Below are 22,063 nucleotides of genomic sequence, written 5' to 3'. Positions count from 1 at the left end.
GTCTATATTCTCGTGTTGTGAGCATAATGTATTAGAAGCGAAAAAAACGGGAGGTACTTTCGCCTCCCGTTTATTTACCCTTCTTTTGTCGTGCCCTGCGCCCGCGTTACCGGTAATGGCAGCCAGGCGCGAATGGAAAGCCCGCCCCGCTCGCTGGTGCCAAGCTCCAGCATCCCGTTATGGTTATCCACGATACGCTGCACAATCGCCAGGCCTAGTCCCGTGCCGCTAATGGTGCGCGCACTGTCGCCGCGGACAAAAGGCTGGAACAGATGCTTACGCTGTTCAGGCTCGATACCCGGACCGTCGTCTTCCACCTGGAACCAGGCGCGATTTGGCTCGGTGCCACTGCTGACTTTAATCCAGCCATTGCCGTAACGGGCAGCGTTCACCACCATATTCGCCACCGCACGTTTGATTGACAGCGGATGCATTTTCACTTCTATGCAGCCAGGATAAAGCGCGGTATCAATTTCACGCTCATAGCCACTTTCCGCGGCAATCACCTCACCAAGCACCGCATTAAGATCCGCCAGTTCCATTGGCATCTCCTGCCCGGTGCGCAGGTAGTCGATAAACTGCTCAATGATGGCGTTGCACTCTTCGATATCTTTGTTGATCGATTCCGCCAGGTAGCCATCCTGCTCGCTCATCATCTCGGTCGCCAGGCGAATACGCGTGAGTGGCGTGCGCAGGTCATGACTTACCCCTGCCATCAGCAGCGTGCGGTCATCCGCCAGTTGCTTAACACCAGCCGCCATATGGTTGAAGGCTCGGGTAACCGAACGCACCTCCGAAGCGCCATATTCACGCAGCGGCGGCGGAATAATCCCTTTACCGACCTGCAAAGCAGCATGTTCGAGATCGACCAACGGTCGGTTCTGAATACGAATAAACAGCCACGCCCCGCCAATCGCCATCAGCATAATCGCCAGCGTATAGCGGAACAGCGGGGAGAAATCGCCCTGATGAATTTCGGTCAGCGGCACGCGTACCCAGATATTGGGCGACAGCCAGGTTTTCAGCCAGACAACAGGCGAGCTTTTGTTAACCTCGACGCGAACTTCCGTCGGACCGCCCAGCTGCTGCGCCATCTGATGGCTTAAGAATTCATAGTGTTGCGCCCAACGCAGCCCGGCCTCTTCGGCAGCTTCGTTGGAATAGAGAGAGATCCCCAGCTCACGGTAGATCTCCCGACGGAAAGCGGGAGGCACAACCAGCTGCGTGCCGTCCTCCAGTTGCAGTTTGTCGGTCATCAACATACGCACTTCGTACGCGAGGACTTTATTAAACTGCTGGAGGCTCGGCAAAATCGCGAAGTTCAGCACCACCAGATAAGTCGTCACCAGGCTGACGAACAGCAAGGTGACGATGAGCAATAACGTGCGGGCAAATGAACTTCGTGGCGAGAAGCGCAATCGCCTCATGCTTTAGAACCGTCCGGCACGAAAACGTAGCCCAGACCCCAAACGGTCTGAATGTAACGCGGATGCGCCGGATCTTCTTCCACCATGCGGCGCAGACGAGAGATCTGCACGTCGATGGAACGTTCCATTGCGGAATATTCACGGCCACGGGCAAGGTTCATCAGCTTATCGCGGGAGAGCGGCTCACGCGGATGACTGACCAGCGCCTTCAGAACCGCAAATTCACCGCTGGTCAGCGGCATCGGTTCATCTTCGCGGAACATTTCACGCGTACCCAGGTTAAGTTTGAACTTACCGAAAGCAATCACAGCTTCTTCCTGTGACGGCGCGCCCGGCAGTTCATTCGCCTGACGACGCAGCACCGCACGGATGCGGGCCAGCAATTCACGCGGGTTAAATGGTTTTGGAATGTAATCGTCAGCACCAATTTCCAGGCCAACGATACGGTCAACTTCTTCCCCTTTCGCCGTTACCATAATGATCGGCATCGGATTACTCTGGCTACGAAGACGTCGGCAAATCGACAAACCATCTTCACCAGGTAACATCAAATCCAGTACCATAAGATGGAAAGATTCACGAGTCAGCAGGCGATCCATCTGTTCTGCATTAGCGACGCTTCGAACCTGGAAGCCTTGTTCGGTGAGATAACGCTCCAGCAGCGCACGCAAGCGCATGTCGTCATCGACCACCAGAATCTTGTAGTTCTCTTGCATTGTTTGTACTCCCAAAGGTTCGCAACAATTTGTAAGCGTGTATTCTTAAAAAAGCTCACGTTCGTCACCAGCTAAATCTGGTATGAATTTCAGCCTAAATTGTTACAAAGCATATTAAACAGCGGCTTAAGTATACAATTTATTCAGCGAAACATTATTGATTCTGTTGATATGATCACGTTATACCCAATGTGCGCATTATCAAACAGACAAAGGGAATCAACGAGATGAAAACGCCCCTGGTTACCCGGGAAGGGTATGAAAAACTCAAACAAGAGCTAAATTATCTCTGGCGTGAAGAGCGCCCGGAAGTCACAAAGAAGGTGACCTGGGCCGCAAGTCTGGGCGACCGCAGCGAAAATGCTGACTATCAGTATAATAAAAAGCGCCTGCGTGAAATCGACCGTCGTGTGCGCTATCTCACTAAATGCATGGAAAATCTCAAAATCGTCGATTACTCGCCCCAGCAGGAAGGCAAAGTTTTCTTTGGCGCGTGGGTAGAGATTGAAAACGACGATGGCGTTACTCACCGTTTCCGTATCGTCGGCTACGATGAAATCTTTGGCCGTAAAGATTACATCTCTATCGATTCCCCGATGGCCCGCGCATTGCTGAAAAAAGAGGTGGGCGATCTGGCGGTGGTGAATACCCCTGCCGGGGAAGCGAGCTGGTATGTTAATGCTATCGAGTACGTGAAACCGTAAGGAAGAGTCTTAACCTCCTGCCGATGGCTGGCATTTTTGCCAGCCAGTCCGTATAACTATCCCCTGATTTTTGATCCGAAAAGATGAACTCAAACCATGATGAATGATTCGTTCTGCCGCATTATTGCGGGTGAAATCCAGGCGCGCCCGGAACAGGTTGACGCTGCCGTTCGCCTGCTTGACGAAGGGAATACCGTGCCGTTTATCGCACGTTATCGTAAGGAAATCACCGGCGGTCTGGATGACACGCAGCTGCGTAATCTGGAAACGCGTCTGAGCTATCTGCGCGAGCTGGAAGAGAGACGTCAGGCTATTCTCAAGTCCATTTCTGAGCAAGGTAAACTCACCGACGAGCTGGCGAATGCCATCAACGCTACCTTGAGCAAAACCGAACTCGAAGACCTTTACCTGCCCTACAAACCGAAACGTCGTACCCGCGGGCAAATCGCCATTGAAGCAGGGCTTGAGCCGTTGGCTGACCTACTGTGGAGCGATCCATCACACACGCCAGAAGTCGCCGCTGCACAATATGTTGATGCCGATAAAGGCGTGGCAGATACCAAAGCCGCGTTGGACGGCGCGCGTTATATCCTGATGGAACGCTTTGCCGAAGATGCCGCGCTGCTGGCGAAAGTGCGTGATTATCTGTGGAAGAACGCGCATCTGGTGTCGACCGTAGTGAACGGTAAAGAAGAGGAAGGCGCGAAATTCCGCGACTATTTCGATCATCACGAACCGCTGTCAACGGTGCCTTCTCACCGCGCGCTGGCGATGTTCCGTGGGCGTAACGAAGGTGTACTCCAGCTTTCGCTGAATGCCGATCCGCAGTTCGACGAGCCGCCGAAAGAGAGCTATTGCGAGCAAATCATCATGGATCATCTCGGCCTGCGCCTGAACAATGCCCCGGCGGATAGCTGGCGCAAAGGCGTGGTGAGCTGGACGTGGCGCATCAAGGTGCTGATGCACCTGGAAACAGAACTGATGGGAACCGTGCGCGAACGTGCGGAAGATGAAGCGATTAATGTCTTTGCCCGTAACCTGCACGATCTGCTGATGGCGGCCCCTGCCGGACTGCGTGCGACGATGGGCCTCGATCCGGGTCTGCGTACCGGGGTAAAAGTAGCGGTGGTCGACGCAACGGGCAAACTGGTAGCAACCGATACCATTTATCCGCACACCGGACAGGCCGCAAAGGCGGCGATGACCGTTGCCGCCCTGTGTGAAAAACATAATGTTGAACTGGTAGCGATCGGTAACGGTACGGCTTCCCGCGAAACCGAGCGTTTCTATCTTGATGTCCAGAAGCAGTTCCCGAAGGTTACCGCGCAGAAAGTGATCGTCAGCGAAGCTGGCGCGTCGGTTTACTCGGCTTCCGAGCTGGCAGCGCAGGAGTTCCCGGATCTCGACGTTTCTCTGCGTGGCGCAGTATCTATCGCCCGCCGTTTGCAGGATCCGCTGGCGGAGCTGGTGAAAATCGATCCGAAATCTATCGGCGTTGGTCAGTATCAGCATGACGTCAGCCAGACGCAGCTGGCCCGCAAGCTGGATGCAGTAGTAGAAGACTGCGTAAACGCCGTTGGCGTTGATCTGAATACTGCTTCTGTTCCGCTGTTAACTCGCGTGGCGGGCCTGACGCGCATGATGGCGCAAAACATCGTGGCCTGGCGCGATGAAAATGGTCAGTTCCAGAACCGTCAGCAACTGTTAAAAGTGAGCCGTCTGGGGCCGAAAGCCTTCGAACAGTGCGCGGGCTTCTTGCGCATTAACCACGGCGATAACCCGCTGGACGCGTCTACCGTTCACCCGGAAGCCTATCCGGTGGTGGAACGCATTCTGGCAGCAACACAGCAGGCGCTGAAAGATCTGATGGGTAACAGCAGTGAACTGCGTAATCTGAAAGCGTCTGATTTCACCGATGAGAAATTCGGTGTGCCGACAGTAACCGACATCATCAAAGAGCTGGAAAAACCGGGTCGCGATCCGCGTCCGGAATTTAAAACCGCTCAGTTTGCTGATGGCGTCGAAACGATGAACGACCTGCAACCGGGTATGATCCTCGAAGGTGCTGTCACCAACGTCACCAATTTTGGTGCTTTTGTTGATATCGGCGTACATCAGGACGGCCTGGTTCACATCTCTTCTTTGTCGAACAAGTTTGTGGAAGATCCGCATACCGTGGTGAAAGCAGGCGACATTGTGAAGGTGAAAGTGCTGGAAGTGGATCTTCAGCGTAAACGTATCGCCCTGACCATGCGTCTGGACGAGCAGCCTGGCGAAACCAACGCTCGTCGCGGCGGCGGTAACGATCGCCCGCAAAACAACCGCCCGGCAGCCAAACCGCGTGGGCGTGAAGCGCAGCCTGCCGGTAATAGCGCGATGATGGATGCGCTGGCGGCAGCAATGGGCAAAAAACGTTAAACGCTCCGACTGGCCTACGGTTCGAATTTGCACGAAATCGTAGGCCAGATAAGGCGTTCACGCCACATCTGGCAACGAACGCCTTGCCTGACATAAAAATGCCGGAGAATATCTCCGGCATTTTTATTCCGCAACGAAACTCACACTATATTTCGTTAATATTTATCACAACATTAACAATTGAAACCTTAATAAAACATTAAGCAGCCATAATAATTCGTCCTCCGAATTATATTTTTGCTCCGATATAACCTTGAGCCACATCAACATTCACGCAGATTATTATCTAAACCAACATTCGCACACATTTTAAGTATTGCTGATAGAAACCATTCTCATTATCATTGTACTGTTGATTATTTAATCTCTCCTTCGTTGGCAAATCATCTGGTCCCATGTCGCTGTCAAACGCCCCATGAGGTAGTTATCCAGTTAATGAGAAACAAGTAGGCACCTATGCAATACACTCCAGATACTGCGTGGAAAATCACTGGCTTTTCCCGTGAAATCAGCCCGGCATATCGTCAGAAGCTGCTTTCTCTTGGCATGTTACCTGGCTCCTCTTTTAATGTGGTGCGCGTCGCTCCACTCGGCGATCCCATTCATATCGAAACCCGTCGTGTAAGCCTGGTATTACGCAAAAAAGATCTGGCCTTATTAGAAGTGGAAGCGGTTTCCTGTTAATACGGTGATAACAACAATGAAAAAATTAACCATTGGCTTAATTGGTAATCCAAATTCTGGCAAGACAACCTTATTTAACCAGCTCACCGGAGCACGTCAGCGTGTAGGAAACTGGGCTGGCGTTACCGTCGAACGTAAAGAGGGTCAGTTTTCCACCACCGATCATCAGGTCACGCTGGTGGATCTGCCCGGTACTTATTCTCTGACTACTATTTCATCGCAGACGTCGTTGGACGAGCAAATCGCCTGCCACTACATTTTGAGTGGCGACGCCGATCTGCTGATTAACGTGGTGGATGCGTCTAACCTTGAGCGTAACCTGTATCTGACGCTACAGCTGCTGGAACTCGGTATTCCCTGCATCGTGGCGCTGAACATGCTCGACATTGCCGAGAAGCAAAATATTCGCATTGAAATTGATGCGCTGTCGGCGCGTCTTGGCTGCCCGGTGATCCCGCTGGTTTCCACGCGTGGTCGCGGTATCGAAGCTCTGAAACTGGCGATTGACCGCTACAAAGCCAACGACAATGTAGAACTGGTGCATTACGCACAGCCGCTGCTCAACGAAGCAGATTCACTGGCAAAAGTGATGCCGTCCGACATCCCGCTGAAACAGCGTCGCTGGCTGGGTCTGCAAATGCTGGAAGGCGATATCTACAGCCGCGCCTACGCCGGTGAAGCGTCGCAGCATCTGGATGCCGCCCTCGCCCGTCTGCGTAATGAGATGGACGATCCGGCGCTGCATATTGCCGATGCGCGTTACCAGTGTATTGCTGCTATCTGCGATGTGGTAAGCAACACGCTGACGGCAGAACCCAGTCGCTTCACCACGGCAGTGGATAAAATCGTGCTCAACCGTTTCCTCGGGCTGCCGATTTTCCTCTTTGTGATGTACCTGATGTTCCTGCTGGCTATCAACATCGGCGGGGCGTTACAGCCGCTGTTTGACGTCGGCTCCGTGGCACTATTTGTGCATGGTATTCAGTGGATTGGCTACACGCTCCACTTCCCGGACTGGCTGACTATCTTCCTCGCCCAGGGCCTGGGCGGCGGTATTAACACTGTGCTGCCGCTGGTGCCGCAGATCGGCATGATGTATCTGTTCCTCTCCTTCCTCGAGGACTCCGGTTATATGGCGCGTGCGGCGTTTGTGATGGACCGTCTGATGCAGGCGTTGGGCTTGCCGGGGAAATCCTTTGTGCCGCTGATCGTCGGCTTCGGTTGTAACGTGCCGTCTGTGATGGGTGCGCGAACTCTTGATGCGCCGCGTGAACGCCTGATGACCATTATGATGGCACCGTTTATGTCCTGCGGCGCGCGTCTGGCTATCTTCGCAGTATTTGCGGCTGCCTTCTTCGGGCAGAACGGCGCGCTGGCGGTCTTCTCGCTGTATATGCTGGGTATCGTGATGGCGGTGCTGACTGGCCTGATGCTCAAGTACACCATCATGCGCGGTGAAGCGACGCCGTTTGTCATGGAGTTGCCGGTCTATCATGTACCACACGTTAAAAGCCTGATTATCCAGACCTGGCAGCGTCTGAAAGGCTTCGTTCTGCGTGCTGGTAAAGTGATCATCATCGTCAGCATTTTCCTGAGCGCCTTCAACAGCTTCTCGTTGAGCGGGAAAATCGTCGATAACATCAACGACTCGGCACTGGCTTCCGTTAGCCGTGTGATCACCCCGGTCTTCAAACCGATTGGCGTACATGAAGATAACTGGCAGGCAACGGTTGGCCTGTTTACAGGTGCCATGGCGAAAGAAGTGGTGGTGGGTACGCTCAACACTCTCTACACCGCAGAAAATATTCAGGACGAAGAGTTCAATCCAGCAGAATTTAACCTCGGTGAAGAGCTGTTCAGCGCGGTAGATGAAACCTGGCAGAGCCTGAAAGACACCTTCAGTCTTAGCGTACTGATGAACCCCATTGAAGCAAGCAAAGGCGACGGCGAAATGGGTACCGGGGCGATGGGCGTGATGGATCAGAAATTCGGTAGCGCAGCTGCCGCTTACAGCTACCTGATTTTCGTCCTGCTGTATGTACCGTGCATCTCGGTGATGGGTGCTATCGCCCGTGAATCAAGCCGTGGCTGGATGGGCTTCTCCATCCTGTGGGGGCTGAATATCGCTTACTCGCTGGCAACATTGTTCTATCAGGTTGCCAGCTACAGCCAGCATCCAACCTACAGCCTGGTGTGCATTCTGGCGGTTATCCTGTTTAACATCGTGGTTATCGGTTTGCTGCGCCGCGCGCGTAGCCGGGTGGATATCGAACTGCTGGCAACGCGCAAGTCGGTAAGCAGTTGCTGTGCAGCCAGCACCACTGGCGATTGCCACTAAGGATACAGCAATGGCTTCGCTCATTCAGGTGCGTGATTTGCTGGCGTTACGGGGGCGTATGGAAGCGGCCCAGATAAGCCAGACATTGAACACTCCACAGCCAATGATTAACGCCATGCTGCAACAACTGGAAAGTATGGGCAAAGCCGTGCGGATTCAGGAAGAACCTGACGGCTGCCTCTCCGGCAGTTGTAAAAGCTGCCCGGAAGGAAAAGCCTGTCTGCGCGAGTGGTGGGCGCTGCGTTAACCATACTCCATCGCCTGTTTTGAAAAGCCCGGTATGCGTTTGCTACCGGGCTTTTTTTGCGTGCGGCTTTCCATAAAAATGCAATTCTTGCAGCACAGCGTAAGTTCCTCTGAAAGCGTCTCGCAGGGATGAAAACGGGCTAGTGCACAGTCGTGGGGTGGCGCGTAAAGTCGCGGCATTCAAACAACAGGTGAAGGAACGCCATGAACAAAAAGCAGAGTTCCACCCCACACGACGCGCTGTTCAAACTCTTTTTACGCCAACCAGACACGGCACGCGATTTTCTTGCGTTCCATTTACCGGCACCCATTCACGCGCTCTGTGATATGAGAACCCTCAAGCTGGAGTCGAGCAGTTTTATCGATGACGATCTGCGTGAAAGTTATTCCGACGTACTGTGGTCGGTGAAAACGGAACAAGGGCCAGGATACATCTATTGCCTGATTGAACATCAAAGCACTTCAAACAAACTGATCGCATTTCGCATGATGCGCTACGCCATTGCCGCAATGCAAAACCACCTGGATGCTGGACACAAAACGTTGCCGATGGTAGTGCCATTGTTGTTTTATCACGGTATTGAAAGCCCCTATCCCTATTCGCTGTGTTGGCTGGATTGTTTTGCCGATCCCAAACTGGCAAGGCAGCTTTATGCCTCTGCATTTCCGCTGATTGATGTCACCGTCATGCCTGATGATGAAATCATGCAGCACCGACGCATGGCGCTGCTGGAGTTAATTCAAAAACATATTCGTCAACGCGACCTGATGGGGCTGGTAGAGCAAATGGCCTGCTTATTAAGTAGTGGATACGCTAATGACAGACAAATCAAAGGGCTGTTTAATTACATACTACAGACTGGCGATGCGGTGCGTTTTAACGATTTTATCGACGGTGTGGCCGAACGTTCACCGAAACATAAGGAGAGTTTAATGACTATTGCGGAAAGATTGCGGCAGGAGGGGTTTCAGAATGGTATACGTGCTATTGCCAAAACCATGCTGGATGCCGGAGTCCCTCTTGCGGACATCATACGATTTACCGGGCTGTCAGAAGAAGAGTTGGCTGCGGCGAGTCAGTAGACACTATCCCCTGCTTAAGTGCTACTTTGTGCTATCTTGTATGTAACACAAAGTAGCACTTAAGGAACTAATATGCAGACAGTGAAATTACGGCAACAAGGAGGAGCCATGATCGTTACTATCCCACGAGATCTTGCTACCGATCTTGGATGGTCACCAGGGACGGAACTTACCGTGGAGAAAAAAGGCGATAGTGTTAATTTGCGCCCCACAGAGCACAAACCGCGTGGGCGTCTTACCGTCGCGCAGTTGTTGAGCCAGATCGATGAAAACGAAATTACGGAGTTAAATCAGTCCACAGAAGGATGGGCTGAAGGAAAAAAAGGTAATGAAGCATGGTAAAGGCAAGGACGCCACATCGTGGAGAGATATGGTATTTTAACCCTGATCCGGTTGCCGGACATGAACTTCGCGGACCACATTATTGCATTGTGGTAACGGACAAAGAACTCAACAATGTTTTAAAAGTTGCTATGTGCTGTCCAATTTCAACAGGCGCAAATGCAGCGCGTTCCACAGGGGTGACAGTGAACGTCCTCCCCCATGATACGCAAACCGGTAGCCTGCATGGCGTTGTACTTTGTCACCAGCTAAAAGCCGTCGATCTTATTGCCCGTGGCGCTAAATTTCATACCGTTGCCGATGAAGCATTGATTAGTGAAGTTATCAGTAAACTGGTGAATTTAATCGACCCACAATAATTAGCTCTCACTTACCACCTACACCCTCTGCTTCAACGCCACCAGCAGGTGACAAAACTCGACCGGATGCGAAATAAACGGCGCATGGGCCGCTTTGGCGAAGATGTATGACTCGCTGTGCGGCCAGAGTTCATCCAGCATCGGCACCACTTTGCGCGGCACCAGACCGTCGAGATAGCCATACAATCGCAAAAACGGCATGGGTACGTTTTGCAACGGCTGACGGAGATCGACCGTTTTCAGAATTTCCAGTCCGCCATTAAGCACGTCAACCTCCGGCATCGGTAACGCCAGAACGGTTTTCTTCAGCGCTCGCGCATCCTGGCGCGCCGTTTCTGTACCCATGGTTTGTAACGCAAGGAACCGTTCTACTGTGCGCTGAAAATCTTCACTCAGTTGCTGCTGGAAACTTGCCAGCACGTCCGGTTTTATCCCCGGCCACTCGTCACGAGCACTAAAACACGGCGACGATGCCACGGTAACCAACGACTGAACACGCTCGGGATGGGTTAACGCAATCTGGCTTGCCACCAGCCCGCCGAGACTCCAGCCTAGCCAGATAGCTTTGTCCGGCGCCTGTCGCAGCACCACTTCAGCCATATCAGCAAGCGACAGCGCACCAAATCCCTGGCTGCGCCCGAAGCCAGGAAGATCAACAAGATGCAACGTAAAATGCGAGCTAAGTTCCTCGTCAATGCAACGCCACACTTCGGCATTCAGTCCCCATCCGTGCAGCAGCACAAGATGAACATTCCCCTGACCTTTGGTCTGCCACCAGATGTTATTCATCCGCTATTGTTCTCTTTTTACTTACAAGGATGAACATATGCTAACAGTACCGGGATTATGCTGGCTATGCCGAATGCCGCTGGCGTTAGGTCACTGGGGGATTTGTTCGGTATGCTCTCGTGCCGCCCGTACAGATAAAACGCTATGCCCACAATGTGGATTACCTGCCACACACTCACATCTTCCTTGCGGTCGCTGCCTGCAAAAACCGCCGCCATGGCAAAGACTGGTCACGGTCGCCGACTATGCGCCCCCCTTAAGTCCGCTCATCCACCAGCTTAAGTTTTCGCTACGCAGCGAAATCGCCAGCGCCCTGTCACGTCTGTTACTATTAGAAGTCTTACACGCCCGTCGGACTACCGGATTACAACTGCCGGATCGTATCGTCAGCGTCCCGTTATGGCAGCGCCGTCACTGGCATCGGGGGTTTAATCAGAGCGACTTGCTGTGTCAGCCGTTATCACGCTGGTTGAATTGCCAATGGGATAGCGAAGCCGTCATGCGTACACGAGCCACTGCGACCCAGCATTTCCTCAGCGCCCGACTACGCAGACGCAATCTGAAGAATGCTTTTCGCCTTGAATTGCCCGTGCAAGGTCGCCATATGGTGATTGTGGATGATGTCGTTACCACCGGAAGTACCGTCGCAGAGATTGCGCAGCTGCTTTTACGCAATGGTGCGGCGACAGTCCAGGTCTGGTGCCTTTGTCGAACCTTGTAGAGCCTCGATGATGGGCGTATTATAACCAACTAAAATAGTCAACTATTAGGCCATTACTATGATCCGTATTTCCGATGCTGCACAAGCGCACTTTGCCAAACTGCTGGCAAACCAGGAAGAAGGGACACAAATCCGCGTATTTGTGATTAACCCTGGCACGCCTAACGCTGAATGTGGTGTTTCTTATTGTCCGCCGGACGCTGTGGAAGCCACCGATACCGCCCTGAAATTTGACCTGCTGACCGCGTATGTTGATGAGTTAAGCGCACCTTACCTGGAAGATGCAGAGATCGACTTTGTTACCGACCAGCTGGGTTCTCAGCTGACGCTGAAAGCCCCGAATGCCAAAATGCGTAAAGTAGCTGACGATGCGCCGCTGATGGAGCGTGTGGAGTACATGCTGCAATCGCAGATCAACCCGCAACTTGCCGGTCACGGTGGTCGCGTTTCGCTGATGGAAATCACCGAAGACGGTTACGCCATTCTGCAATTCGGCGGCGGCTGTAACGGTTGTTCAATGGTCGATGTGACGCTGAAAGAAGGGATCGAGAAGCAGCTGCTGAACGAATTCCCGGAGCTGAAAGGTGTACGCGATCTCACCGAACACCAGCGCGGCGAACACTCCTACTACTAAGTTACCCTCTCTTTTGTAGATTGCCCGATGCGACGCTAAAGCGTCTTTTCGGGCCATCTGCCAGGCATTAGCGCTATATTGTCTCGGCAAATCCAATCCCTACGTTTCCCCGCGATAATATGACCAACCTCTCATAATTTAAATTTACCCCGCTCTGGTGATTCTCAAGCACGCGATGTTACCCGTATCATTTGCATGGGCACCAAACACACTCATAACATCTGACTACACTAACTAGTTTTAGAAGTCGTCAGCCATGGTGCTGTTATATCTCTGTTCCCAGTTGGGACGATCAGAATTTATCGTCAGAAGCCTGACGTTACCCATAACAAATGAAAGGCCAGGTAAATCATGCCATTAGTCATTGTTGCTGTCGGTGTAATCTTGTTATTACTCCTGATGATTCGCTTCAAAATGAACGGTTTCATCGCTCTCGTCCTGGTGGCACTTGCTGTTGGATTAATGCAAGGTATGCCACTGGATAAAGTTATTGGCTCTATCAAAGCCGGTGTCGGCGGGACGCTCGGCAGCCTTGCCCTGATCATGGGTTTTGGCGCGATGCTGGGCAAAATGCTGGCAGACTGTGGCGGTGCACAACGTATCGCCACCACGCTGATTGCCAAATTTGGTAAAAAACATATCCAGTGGGCCGTGGTACTAACCGGTTTTACCGTTGGTTTTGCCCTGTTCTATGAAGTGGGCTTCGTACTGATGCTGCCGCTGGTGTTCACCATCGCCGCGGCGGCAAATATCCCGCTGCTGTATGTTGGTGTACCGATGGCCGCTGCGCTGTCTGTCACCCACGGCTTCCTGCCGCCACATCCGGGCCCGACTGCGATTGCTACCATTTTCAACGCCGATATGGGTAAAACCCTGCTGTACGGTACCATTCTGGCAATCCCGACCGTGATTCTCGCGGGTCCGGTTTACGCTCGCGTGCTGAAAGGTATCGATAAGCCAATCCCGGAAGGTCTGTACAGCGCGAAAACCTTCAGCGAAGAAGAGATGCCGAGCTTTGGCGTCAGCGTCTGGACTTCTCTGGTGCCAGTTGTGCTGATGGCGATGCGTGCGATTGCCGAAATGATCCTGCCGAAAGGTCACGCTTTCCTGCCGGTGGCGGAGTTCCTCGGTGACCCGGTAATGGCAACGCTGATTGCCGTGCTGATTGCGATGTTCACCTTTGGTCTGAACCGTGGCCGTTCAATGGATCAGATTAACGACACGCTGGTTTCTTCCATCAAAATCATTGCGATGATGCTGTTGATCATCGGTGGTGGCGGTGCGTTCAAGCAGGTGCTGGTAGACAGCGGCGTGGACAAATACATTGCTTCCATGATGCACGAAACCAACATTTCTCCGCTGCTGATGGCCTGGTCGATTGCTGCCGTACTGCGTATCGCGCTGGGTTCCGCAACCGTTGCGGCAATCACTGCAGGTGGTATCGCTGCGCCGCTGATTGCAACGACAGGCGTTAGCCCAGAGCTGATGGTTATTGCGGTTGGTTCCGGTAGTGTGATTTTCTCGCACGTGAACGATCCGGGCTTCTGGCTGTTCAAAGAGTACTTTAACCTGACTATCGGCGAGACCATCAAATCCTGGTCGATGCTGGAAACCATTATCTCAGTGTGCGGTCTGGTTGGCTGTCTGCTGCTGAATATGGTGATTTGATAACACTGATGGCCGGATGCGGCGTGACCGCCTTATCCGGCCTACGATTCGGCATTAATTAGTAGGCCGGATAAGACGCGTCAAGCGTCGCATCCGGCATCAAACGTACTCTACTTCTTCTTCGCTGCCGCCCTGCGCCGCTTGTCCAGATCCTTAATCAACTTGTTCACCCCATCATCGGCAAACATCGTCTCAAGCGTTGCGGAAAGCTTGCGTCGCCAGTTTTTGTACTGGTAACTGGTTCCAGGAATATTTACCGGTTCCGCCATATCCAGCCAGTCTTCCGGCTGTAGCCCTAACAGGGCGCTGTTGCTGTCGGCAATGTAGCGTTGCAAACCACGATTAAGCGTCGGCGTCATCGCCATCAGCGACGCCTTATGCCCGGTGCGTTTAGGCAGGCAGCCATATTTGTGCAGTGCATCCAGCAGCCCCTGCTTCGCCTGCTCACGATCCTGATACAAACCGCGTAGCACCTCTTCATCCGGATACAGCCCCAGCGTTTTGCCCAGCGTTAAATCACCGCTCTCCCAGTAACCGCGAAGCGTTGGCAGGTCGTGTGTCGCCGCAACTGCCATCGACTGCTCCGGGTACGCTTTCGGCGCGCGGAATGTCTTCTCGTGGTCGCTTTCGAAATAGAGCACTTTATAGGAGTAAACACCGCTACTGCGCAGTTTACCGACAATCTCTACTGGTACAGTGCCGAGATCTTCCCCAATCACCATGCAGCGATGACGCTGACTTTCGAGTGCCAGAATCGAGAGCAGATCATCCACCGGATAGTGAACATATGCCCCCTGATCCGCCGTCTCGCCATACGGTATCCACCACAAACGCAGCATCGACATCACATGGTCAATTCGTAATGCGCCGCAGTTTTGCATGTTCGCGCGCAGCAGCTCGATAAACGGTTCATAGGCGCGCGCGGTGATAATATGCGGGTCCATCGGCGGCAAGCCCCAGTTCTGCCCCAGCGGGCCGAGGATATCCGGCGGCGCGCCAACCGACGCTTTCAGGCAATACAATTCACGGTCACACCAGGTTTCTGCCCCACCTTCTGCTACACCAACCGCCAGATCACGATACAAGCCAATCGGCATTTCATAGCCCTGGCTTATCTCCCAGCAGGCGGCAAACTGGCGGTAAGCCAGCCACTGCAACCAGAGATAAAAATCGACGTCATCGCGATGTTCTTCGCAGAACTGACGCACTTCTGGCGAATCCACGTTCTGATACATCTCAGGCCATGCTGGCCAGCCCCAGCGCATTTCGTCCTCTTTCACTTGCTGGGCATGTAGCGCATCAAAGGCTGCCTGCCAGAACAGGCTGTCGCCCTGCTCTGTAACAAACTGGCGAAACGCGGTCATCTGCTCATCATCACGTTGCGCGAAACCTTTCCACGCCATCCGCAATGCTGTCATTTTCAGGGCGGTAACCGTGGAGTAATCTACCCAGCCGGCATCCCGCGCCTGTTGCAGCGTCTGCTGCGTGGTCGGCATGTGCCACCAGGCTTGCGCCTCTTCGCTAAGCTGAAAATCTTCAACAGCGTTGACGTCGATATAAATCACGTTCAGCCAGCGGCGAGAAGACGGGCTATATGGGCTGGCGCTTTCCGGGTTTGCCGGATAGAGCGCATGAATCGGATTCAGGCCGATAAACGCTCCACCACGTTTCGCCACGTCCACCAGCATAGCTTTGAGATCGCCAAAATCCCCAATACCCCAGTTTTTTTCCGATCGCAGCGTATAAAGCTGAACGCAAGCGCCCCACAGCTTTTGCTTATTGAGCAATGCCTGCGGTTCGTAGCAGCGTTTCGGGGCGACAATCACCCGACAATGAGCACGCTGTTCATCCTGAGTAAGCGTCAGCGTGTGATAACCTTCCGGCAGCTTCGTCGGTAGATTGAACGCGTTACCACCGCTCACGTGGCCTTTGTACTGCGTACCTTCTTCGGTGGTCAGCAACCAGCTAAATTCGCCGCTGCCCTCTACTGCCATTGGCATTTTTTTCCCGGAGGTATACACCATGACATTTGGCACTGGTGTTACCGCCACTTTCGTGGCGGTACTTTGATGCATCGCATCAAGCAAACGCCGTTTGGTTTCGGCGCTAATCGACTGCGGTTTTCCGTGGGCATTGATGTAATTGGGGCTGATCCCCGCCGCCAACGCGGCTTTGTCCAGACGTTTGCTTTCCATCGCGCTTCCTTAGCGTTTTGCCTGCCAGATACGGGCCTGATAATCACGGATTGAGCGATCCGAGCTAAACATACCGCAGCGGGCGGTATTGAGGATCGCCGCGCGAGTCCAGGCCTCCTGGTCGCGGTACAGCACATCCACGCGTTTTTGCGCTTCGACATAAGCCGCAAAGTCCGCCATCACCAGATACGGATCGCCGCCCTGCTTACCGAGGCTATGCAGCATCTGGTCAAACGCGTGTTTATCGCCATCGCTATATTTACCGCTTTCCAGCTCTTTTAATACCGCATCAAGCACCTTATCTTTCTTCCGCCATTTCACCGGATCATAGCCCTTCGCTTTCAGCGCCTTAACCTGCTCCACGGTATGACCAAAGATAAAGATATTCTCTTCACCGACTTTCTCGGCGATCTCCACGTTTGCACCATCCAGCGTGCCGACAGTGAGCGCACCGTTAAGCGCCAGTTTCATATTGCCAGTACCAGAAGCTTCTTTACCTGCGGTGGAGATCTGCTCGGAGATATCCGCCGCCGGGATCAGCATTTCCGCAGCAGATACACAATAATCTGGCAGGAATACAACCTTCAGCTTGTCGCCCACCTGCGGATCGTTGTTGATCACCTCAGCCACTTTGTTGATCGCAAAGATAATGTTCTTCGCGAGGTAGTAGCCTGGCGCCGCTTTCGCGCCGAACAGGAACACGCGCGGTACGCGGTCAGCCTGCGGGTTCTCGCGAATTTCTTTGTACAGCGCCAGAATATGCAACAGATTCAGGTGCTGGCGTTTGTACTCGTGCAGGCGTTTGATCTGAATATCGAAAATCGCCTGAGGATTGATTTCAATACCGGTACGGACTTTCACAAACTCCGCCAGACGAACTTTATTCGCCTGTTTGATCTCGCGATATTGCTGGCGGAATTTCTCGTCATCAGCGAATTTTTCCAGATTAATCAGTTGATCGAGATCGTTAGCCCACTCTTTTTTCAGTGACTTATCCAACAATGCCGCCAGTGCCGGGTTGCACTGTTTGATCCAGCGACGCGGGGTAATGCCGTTGGTGACGTTATGGAATTTGTTCGGCCATAGCTGGTGGTATTCCGGGAACAGATCTTTCACCACCAGATCCGAGTGCAACGCCGCCACACCGTTTACCGCAAAGCCGCTTACCACGCACATATTGGCCATGCGAACTTGTTTGTCATGCACCACCGCCAGCTTCGCCCATACCGCTTTATCGCCCGGCCAGGTTTTTTCCACCAGCTTCTTAAAGCGGTTGTTGATTTCGTTGATTACCTGCATATGGCGTGGCAGCAGGGCTTTTACCAGTTTCTCATCCCAGCACTCAAGTGCTTCTGGCATTAGGGTATGGTTGGTATAAGCAAAGGTATTGCTGGTGATTGCCCATGCGTCATCCCAGCTCATCTGGTGCTCATCGATTAGCACACGAAGCAGCTCCGGAATAGCGATAGTCGGGTGGGTGTCGTTCAGTTGAATGACTTCGTAATCTGCCAGCTCGTGCAGTTTACGCCCCGCCAGATGGTGACGACGCAGAATGTCGGCAACCGAACAAGCACACTGGAAATATTGCTGCATCAGACGCAGTTTTTTACCGGCAGTATGGTTGTCGTTTGGATAGAGTACTTTAGTCAGTTTTTCAGCGTCGATGCCCTGTTGTTCAGCTCGCAGGAAATCGCCGTCGTTGAATTTGGTGAGGTTAAACGGATGCGCATGTGTCGCTTGCCATAAACGCAGCGGCTGCGCCACACCATTTCGGTAGCCCAGCACAGGTAAATCCCACGCCTGGCCGGTAATGGTAAATGCGGGCTCCCAACGTCCGTCTTTCGTGACCTTGCCACCAATCCCAACCTGCACGTCAAGCGCTTCATTATGGCTGAACCACGGATAGTTACCGCGATGCCAGTCATCTGGCGCTTCCATTTGTTGACCGTCAACAAATGACTGACGGAACAGACCATATTGATAGTTCAGACCATAGCCTGTTGCGGATTGTCCGACGGTCGCCATTGAATCGAGGAAACATGCCGCCAGACGGCCCAGACCGCCGTTGCCCAGCGCCGGGTCAGTCTCTTCTTCCAGCAGATCTGTCAGGTTGATGTCATAGGATTTCAGCGAATCCTGAACAGCCTGATACCAACCGAGATTTAACAGGTTGTTGCCCGTCAGACGACCAATCAAAAACTCCATTGAGATGTAATTAACATGGCGCTGATTCGCCGTCGGTTTGGCAAAAGGCTGGGCACGCAACATTTCCGCCAGCGCTTCACTCACGGCCTGCCACCACTGACGAGGGGTCATCTCAGCTGCAGAAGTTAAGCCATAACGCTGCCATTGACGTGACAGGGCTTCCTGAAATTGCTTTTCATTAAAAATGGGTTGTGACATAGGAGTTCCAGTTTTCTTAGACATTAAACACAACGTTATCGTTAGTTTGCCAGGCTCCATGTTGACCTTCCTCATCCTACGGGGGATTAGGCGGGGAGGAGTGACGGGGATGAGCAAGAAAATGTGATCGCGAACACTTAAAGGTAGTGCAATCAACTGCAAAAGCATCGGCCCAGTGCCAAAGAGCGCAAAAAAACCGACGATTAACAGTAAGAAAGGGCGTCGCGTATTATCAAAAAGCGGAAAGCCACTCTATAAATTAAGTAAAGCAGCGAAATAGTTTCAGCAATGAAATACCAATCGTGATTCATCTCATTCTTAATAGATTTATTAAAATCATCTTTTTAGATAGACCTTTCATCATGAATTAAGGAAGCATCATTGCTTTAATAACACTATTGAACCATGAGAAAACACCATAAGATCCAGTATCTACGCTGGATCAGCGTAGTTTTAAGATGAAACATTAATAAAGGTTTTGAATTGTGACAGAGTGCAAATTCAGACACATAAAAAACCGTCATCGCTTGCATTGCACAGATTTCTAGCCGACCTTATAACCATTAATTACGAAGCGCAAAAAAAATAATATTTCCTCAATTTCCACAGTGAAGTGATTAACTATGCTGATTCCGTCAAAATTAAGTCGTCCGGTTCGACTCGACCATACCGTGGTTCGTGAGCGCCTGCTGGCTAAACTTTCCGGCGCGAACAACTTCAGGCTGGTGCTGATCACAAGTCCTGCGGGCTACGGAAAGACCACACTCATATCCCAATGGGCGGCAGGCAAAAACGATTTGGGCTGGTACTCGCTGGATGACGGCGATAACCAGCAAGAACGTTTCGCCAGCTACCTGATTGCCGCAATTCAACAGGCCACCAACGGGCATTGCCCCGCCAGTGAAGTGATGGCGCAAAAGCGGCAATATGCCAGTCTATCCTCACTTTTTGCCCAACTGTTTATCGAACTGGCAGAGTGGCACCAGCCGCTCTACTTGGTTATTGACGATTATCATCTGATCACTAACCCAGTGATTCACGAGTCAATGCGCTTCTTTATTCGTCATCAACCGGAAAATCTGACCCTGGTAGTTTTGTCGCGCAATCTTCCGCAACTGGGTATTGCCAATTTGCGTGTACGTGACCAACTGCTGGAAATTGGCAGCCAGCAACTGGCGTTTACCCACCAGGAAGCCAAGCAGTTTTTTGATTGCCGTCTGTCTTCACCCATCGAAGCCGCTGAAAGTAGCCGGATTTGCGATGACGTTTCTGGTTGGGCAACGGCTTTACAATTAATCGCCCTCTCCGTCCGACAGAATACCCACTCTGCGCACAAATCCGCACGTCGCCTGGCGGGCATTAATGCCAGCCATCTTTCTGATTATCTGGTCGATGAAGTGTTAGATAACGTTGATCTGGCAACACGTCATTTCCTGCTGAAAAGTGCCATTTTGCGATCGATGAACGATACGCTAATCACCCGCGTGACAGGTGAAGACAACGGGCAAATGCGCCTCGAAGAAATTGAGCGTCAGGGACTGTTTTTGCAACGGATGGATGATACCGGCGAGTGGTTCTGCTATCACCCGTTGTTTGGCAACTTCCTGCGCCAGCGCTGCCAGTGGGAACTGGCGGCGGAACTGCCGGAAATTCATCGTGCCGCTGCAGAAAGCTGGATGGCGCAAGGTTTTCCCAGCGAAGCTATTCATCATGCGCTGGCCGCGGGCGACGCGCTGATGCTGCGCGATATTCTGCTTAATCACGCATGGAGTTTGTTCAACCATAGCGAACTGTCACTGCTGGAAGAGTCGCTCAACGCCCTGCCGTGGGACAGCCTGCTGGAAAACCCACAGCTGGTGTTGTTGCAGGCGTGGCTGATGCAAAGCCAACATCGCTATGGCGAAGTGAACACCCTGCTTGCACGTGCCGAGCATGAGATCAAGGACATCAGAGAAGGCACCATGCACGCAGAATTTAACGCTTTGCGCGCCCAGGTGGCCATTAACGACGGCAATCCGGATGAAGCTGAACGGCTGGCAAAACTGGCACTGGAAGAACTGCCTCCGGGCTGGTTCTACAGCCGCATTGTGGCAACCTCCGTGCTTGGCGAAGTGTTGCACTGCAAAGGTGAATTGACCCGTTCACTGGCGTTAATGCAGCAAACCGAACAAATGGCACGTCAGCACGATGTTTGGCACTACGCCTTGTGGAGTTTAATCCAGCAAAGTGAAATTCTGTTTGCCCAAGGGTTCCTGCAAACTGCATGGGAAACACAGGAAAAAGCGTTCCAGTTGATAAACGAGCAGCATCTGGAACAGTTGCCGATGCATGAGTTTCTGGTGCGCATCCGTGCACAGCTGCTATGGGCCTGGGCGCGGCTGGATGAAGCCGAAGCCTCGGCACGAAGCGGGATTGAAGTCTTGTCGTCTTATCAGCCGCAGCAACAGCTTCAGTGCCTGGCAATGTTGATTCAATGCTCGCTGGCCCGTGGCGATCTGGATAACGCCCGTAGCCAGCTTAACCGTCTGGAAAACTTGCTGGGGAATGGCAAATATCACAGCGACTGGATCTCTAACGCCAACAAAGTTCGCGTGATTTACTGGCAGATGACCGGAGATAAAGCGGCTGCCGCCAACTGGCTGAGCCATACTGCGAAACCAGAGTTTGCGAACAATCACTTCCTGCAAGGTCAATGGCGCAACATTGCCCGCGCACAAATCTTGCTGGGAGAGTTTGAACCAGCGGAAATTGTCCTCGAAGAACTGAACGAAAACGCCCGCAGTCTGCGGTTGATGAGCGACCTCAACCGTAACCTGCTTTTACTCAATCAGTTGTACTGGCAAGCCGGGCGTAAAAGCGACGCCCAGCGTGTGCTGCTGGATGCATTAAAACTGGCAAACCGCACTGGATTTATCAGTCATTTTGTTATTGAAGGCGAAGCGATGGCGCAGCAGTTACGTCAGCTGATTCAACTCAATACGTTGCCGGAACTGGAACAGCACCGCGCGCAGCGTATTCTGCGGGAAATAAATCAACACCATCGACATAAATTCGCCCATTTCGATGAGAGTTTCGTTGAACGTCTGCTAAATCATCCGGAAGTGCCAGAACTTATCCGCACCAGCCCGCTGACACAACGTGAATGGCAGGTACTGGGGCTGATTTACTCCGGTTACAGCAACGAGCAAATTGCCGGTGAACTGGAAGTCGCAGCGACCACCATCAAAACGCATATCCGCAACCTGTATCAAAAACTCGGCGTCGCCCACCGCCAGGCTGCGGTACAACACGCGCAGAAACTGCTGAAGATGATGGGGTATGGAGTGTGAATTTAGC

Annotated in this window: 17 protein-coding genes; 12 read left to right on the top strand and 5 right to left on the bottom strand. The window is 52.5% G+C overall.

Translation table 11 applies throughout. From position 1 onward, the window contains the following. Positions 1–74: 74 nt before the first annotated feature. A complete protein-coding gene (envZ, locus tag FEK46_RS16745; protein WP_130217662.1) occupies positions 75–1,427 on the bottom strand; it encodes a two-component system sensor histidine kinase EnvZ in 1,353 nt (450 codons plus the stop codon). Beyond that, positions 1,424–2,143 (bottom strand): two-component system response regulator OmpR, encoded by a 720-nt coding sequence (gene ompR, locus FEK46_RS16740; RefSeq protein WP_001157751.1) that lies wholly within the window; start codon positions 2,141–2,143, stop codon positions 1,424–1,426. Before ompR ends, envZ begins: the two co-directional genes overlap by 4 nt. Positions 2,144–2,370: 227 nt before the next feature. Between ompR and greB the strand changes: the two genes are divergently transcribed. From greB to FEK46_RS16700, 8 genes are all read left to right on the top strand, one after another. Next, positions 2,371–2,847: a transcription elongation factor GreB gene (gene greB / locus FEK46_RS16735; protein WP_000856744.1), complete on the top strand. Its 477-nt coding sequence runs from the start codon at positions 2,371–2,373 to the stop codon at positions 2,845–2,847. A gap of 96 nt (positions 2,848–2,943) precedes the next feature. Then, the gene (locus tag FEK46_RS16730) at positions 2,944–5,265 is read left to right on the top strand and encodes a Tex family protein (RefSeq protein ID WP_135410770.1); all 2,322 of its coding nucleotides are present in this window, start codon (positions 2,944–2,946) and stop codon (positions 5,263–5,265) included. Between the two features lie 456 nt (positions 5,266–5,721). Further along, on the top strand, positions 5,722–5,949 hold the full coding sequence (gene feoA / locus FEK46_RS16725; RefSeq protein ID WP_001200455.1) for a ferrous iron transporter A: 228 nt from the start codon (positions 5,722–5,724) through the stop codon (positions 5,947–5,949). Between the two features lie 16 nt (positions 5,950–5,965). Further along, positions 5,966–8,287: a Fe(2+) transporter permease subunit FeoB gene (gene feoB / locus FEK46_RS16720; protein ID WP_000736997.1), complete on the top strand. Its 2,322-nt coding sequence runs from the start codon at positions 5,966–5,968 to the stop codon at positions 8,285–8,287. Between the two features lie 10 nt (positions 8,288–8,297). Further along, positions 8,298–8,534, top strand: a complete 237-nt coding sequence (gene feoC, locus FEK46_RS16715; RefSeq protein WP_000157586.1) for a [Fe-S]-dependent transcriptional repressor FeoC — start codon at positions 8,298–8,300, stop codon at positions 8,532–8,534. A gap of 203 nt (positions 8,535–8,737) precedes the next feature. Beyond that, positions 8,738–9,616, top strand: a complete 879-nt coding sequence (gene rpnA / locus FEK46_RS16710) for a recombination-promoting nuclease RpnA (protein WP_135560270.1) — start codon at positions 8,738–8,740, stop codon at positions 9,614–9,616. A 72-nt stretch (positions 9,617–9,688) separates the two neighbouring features. Beyond that, the gene (locus tag FEK46_RS16705) at positions 9,689–9,958 is read left to right on the top strand and encodes an AbrB/MazE/SpoVT family DNA-binding domain-containing protein (RefSeq protein ID WP_130261031.1); all 270 of its coding nucleotides are present in this window, start codon (positions 9,689–9,691) and stop codon (positions 9,956–9,958) included. Then, positions 9,952–10,317, top strand: coding sequence for a type II toxin-antitoxin system PemK/MazF family toxin (locus FEK46_RS16700; RefSeq protein ID WP_135495236.1), 366 nt, complete (start codon positions 9,952–9,954; stop codon positions 10,315–10,317). Before FEK46_RS16705 ends, FEK46_RS16700 begins: the two co-directional genes overlap by 7 nt. An 18-nt stretch (positions 10,318–10,335) precedes the next feature. Here FEK46_RS16700 and bioH read toward each other — a convergent pair whose 3' ends face one another. Then, positions 10,336–11,106: a pimeloyl-ACP methyl ester esterase BioH gene (gene bioH / locus FEK46_RS16695; protein WP_135560271.1), complete on the bottom strand. Its 771-nt coding sequence runs from the start codon at positions 11,104–11,106 to the stop codon at positions 10,336–10,338. Between the two features lie 37 nt (positions 11,107–11,143). Between bioH and gntX the strand changes: the two genes are divergently transcribed. From gntX to gntT, 3 genes are all read left to right on the top strand, one after another. Then, positions 11,144–11,827, top strand: coding sequence for a DNA utilization protein GntX (gntX, locus tag FEK46_RS16690; RefSeq protein ID WP_135493053.1), 684 nt, complete (start codon positions 11,144–11,146; stop codon positions 11,825–11,827). A gap of 58 nt (positions 11,828–11,885) precedes the next feature. After that, positions 11,886–12,461 carry a Fe-S biogenesis protein NfuA gene (gene nfuA / locus FEK46_RS16685; protein WP_000619389.1) on the top strand — a complete coding sequence of 192 codons (576 nt, stop codon included), beginning with the start codon at positions 11,886–11,888 and terminating at the stop codon, positions 12,459–12,461. Between the two features lie 351 nt (positions 12,462–12,812). Next, positions 12,813–14,129 carry a gluconate transporter gene (gene gntT, locus FEK46_RS16680; RefSeq protein WP_135493054.1) on the top strand — a complete coding sequence of 439 codons (1,317 nt, stop codon included), beginning with the start codon at positions 12,813–12,815 and terminating at the stop codon, positions 14,127–14,129. A gap of 110 nt (positions 14,130–14,239) precedes the next feature. Here the strand turns inward: gntT and malQ are convergent, their stop codons facing one another. Together malQ and malP are read right to left on the bottom strand one after the other, a co-directional pair. Beyond that, positions 14,240–16,324, bottom strand: a complete 2,085-nt coding sequence (gene malQ, locus FEK46_RS16675; RefSeq protein ID WP_135560272.1) for a 4-alpha-glucanotransferase — start codon at positions 16,322–16,324, stop codon at positions 14,240–14,242. 9 nt (positions 16,325–16,333) lie between these two features. Further along, positions 16,334–18,727 carry a maltodextrin phosphorylase gene (gene malP / locus FEK46_RS16670; protein ID WP_135560273.1) on the bottom strand — a complete coding sequence of 798 codons (2,394 nt, stop codon included), beginning with the start codon at positions 18,725–18,727 and terminating at the stop codon, positions 16,334–16,336. Positions 18,728–19,350: 623 nt separating this feature from the next. Here malP and malT point away from each other — a divergent pair. Next, positions 19,351–22,056 (top strand): HTH-type transcriptional regulator MalT, encoded by a 2,706-nt coding sequence (malT, locus tag FEK46_RS16665; protein WP_130261037.1) that lies wholly within the window; start codon positions 19,351–19,353, stop codon positions 22,054–22,056. The last annotated feature ends 7 nt before the right edge of the window (positions 22,057–22,063 follow it).

Origin of the sequence: Escherichia sp. E4736 (assembly GCF_005781225.1) — a bacterium.
Taxonomy (GTDB): domain Bacteria; phylum Pseudomonadota; class Gammaproteobacteria; order Enterobacterales; family Enterobacteriaceae; genus Escherichia.
This window is presented reverse-complemented; position numbering and strand designations above follow the sequence as displayed.

What these genes read in the sequence shown, in the direction of transcription:
- ompR (WP_001157751.1), bottom strand. Translation starts at nt 2,143, where the DNA reads ATGCAAGAGAACTACAAGATTCTGGTGGTCGATGACGACATGCGCTTG.
- feoC (WP_000157586.1), top strand. Translation starts at nt 8,298, where the DNA reads ATGGCTTCGCTCATTCAGGTGCGTGATTTGCTGGCGTTACGGGGGCGT.
- FEK46_RS16700 (WP_135495236.1), top strand. Translation starts at nt 9,952, where the DNA reads ATGGTAAAGGCAAGGACGCCACATCGTGGAGAGATATGGTATTTTAAC.
- gntT (WP_135493054.1), top strand. Translation starts at nt 12,813, where the DNA reads ATGCCATTAGTCATTGTTGCTGTCGGTGTAATCTTGTTATTACTCCTG.
- envZ (WP_130217662.1), bottom strand. Translation starts at nt 1,427, where the DNA reads ATGAGGCGATTGCGCTTCTCGCCACGAAGTTCATTTGCCCGCACGTTA.
- FEK46_RS16730 (WP_135410770.1), top strand. Translation starts at nt 2,944, where the DNA reads ATGATGAATGATTCGTTCTGCCGCATTATTGCGGGTGAAATCCAGGCG.
- nfuA (WP_000619389.1), top strand. Translation starts at nt 11,886, where the DNA reads ATGATCCGTATTTCCGATGCTGCACAAGCGCACTTTGCCAAACTGCTG.
- malQ (WP_135560272.1), bottom strand. Translation starts at nt 16,324, where the DNA reads ATGGAAAGCAAACGTCTGGACAAAGCCGCGTTGGCGGCGGGGATCAGC.
- rpnA (WP_135560270.1), top strand. Translation starts at nt 8,738, where the DNA reads ATGAACAAAAAGCAGAGTTCCACCCCACACGACGCGCTGTTCAAACTC.
- FEK46_RS16705 (WP_130261031.1), top strand. Translation starts at nt 9,689, where the DNA reads ATGCAGACAGTGAAATTACGGCAACAAGGAGGAGCCATGATCGTTACT.
- greB (WP_000856744.1), top strand. Translation starts at nt 2,371, where the DNA reads ATGAAAACGCCCCTGGTTACCCGGGAAGGGTATGAAAAACTCAAACAA.
- malP (WP_135560273.1), bottom strand. Translation starts at nt 18,727, where the DNA reads ATGTCACAACCCATTTTTAATGAAAAGCAATTTCAGGAAGCCCTGTCA.
- feoA (WP_001200455.1), top strand. Translation starts at nt 5,722, where the DNA reads ATGCAATACACTCCAGATACTGCGTGGAAAATCACTGGCTTTTCCCGT.
- feoB (WP_000736997.1), top strand. Translation starts at nt 5,966, where the DNA reads ATGAAAAAATTAACCATTGGCTTAATTGGTAATCCAAATTCTGGCAAG.
- bioH (WP_135560271.1), bottom strand. Translation starts at nt 11,106, where the DNA reads ATGAATAACATCTGGTGGCAGACCAAAGGTCAGGGGAATGTTCATCTT.
- malT (WP_130261037.1), top strand. Translation starts at nt 19,351, where the DNA reads ATGCTGATTCCGTCAAAATTAAGTCGTCCGGTTCGACTCGACCATACC.
- gntX (WP_135493053.1), top strand. Translation starts at nt 11,144, where the DNA reads ATGCTAACAGTACCGGGATTATGCTGGCTATGCCGAATGCCGCTGGCG.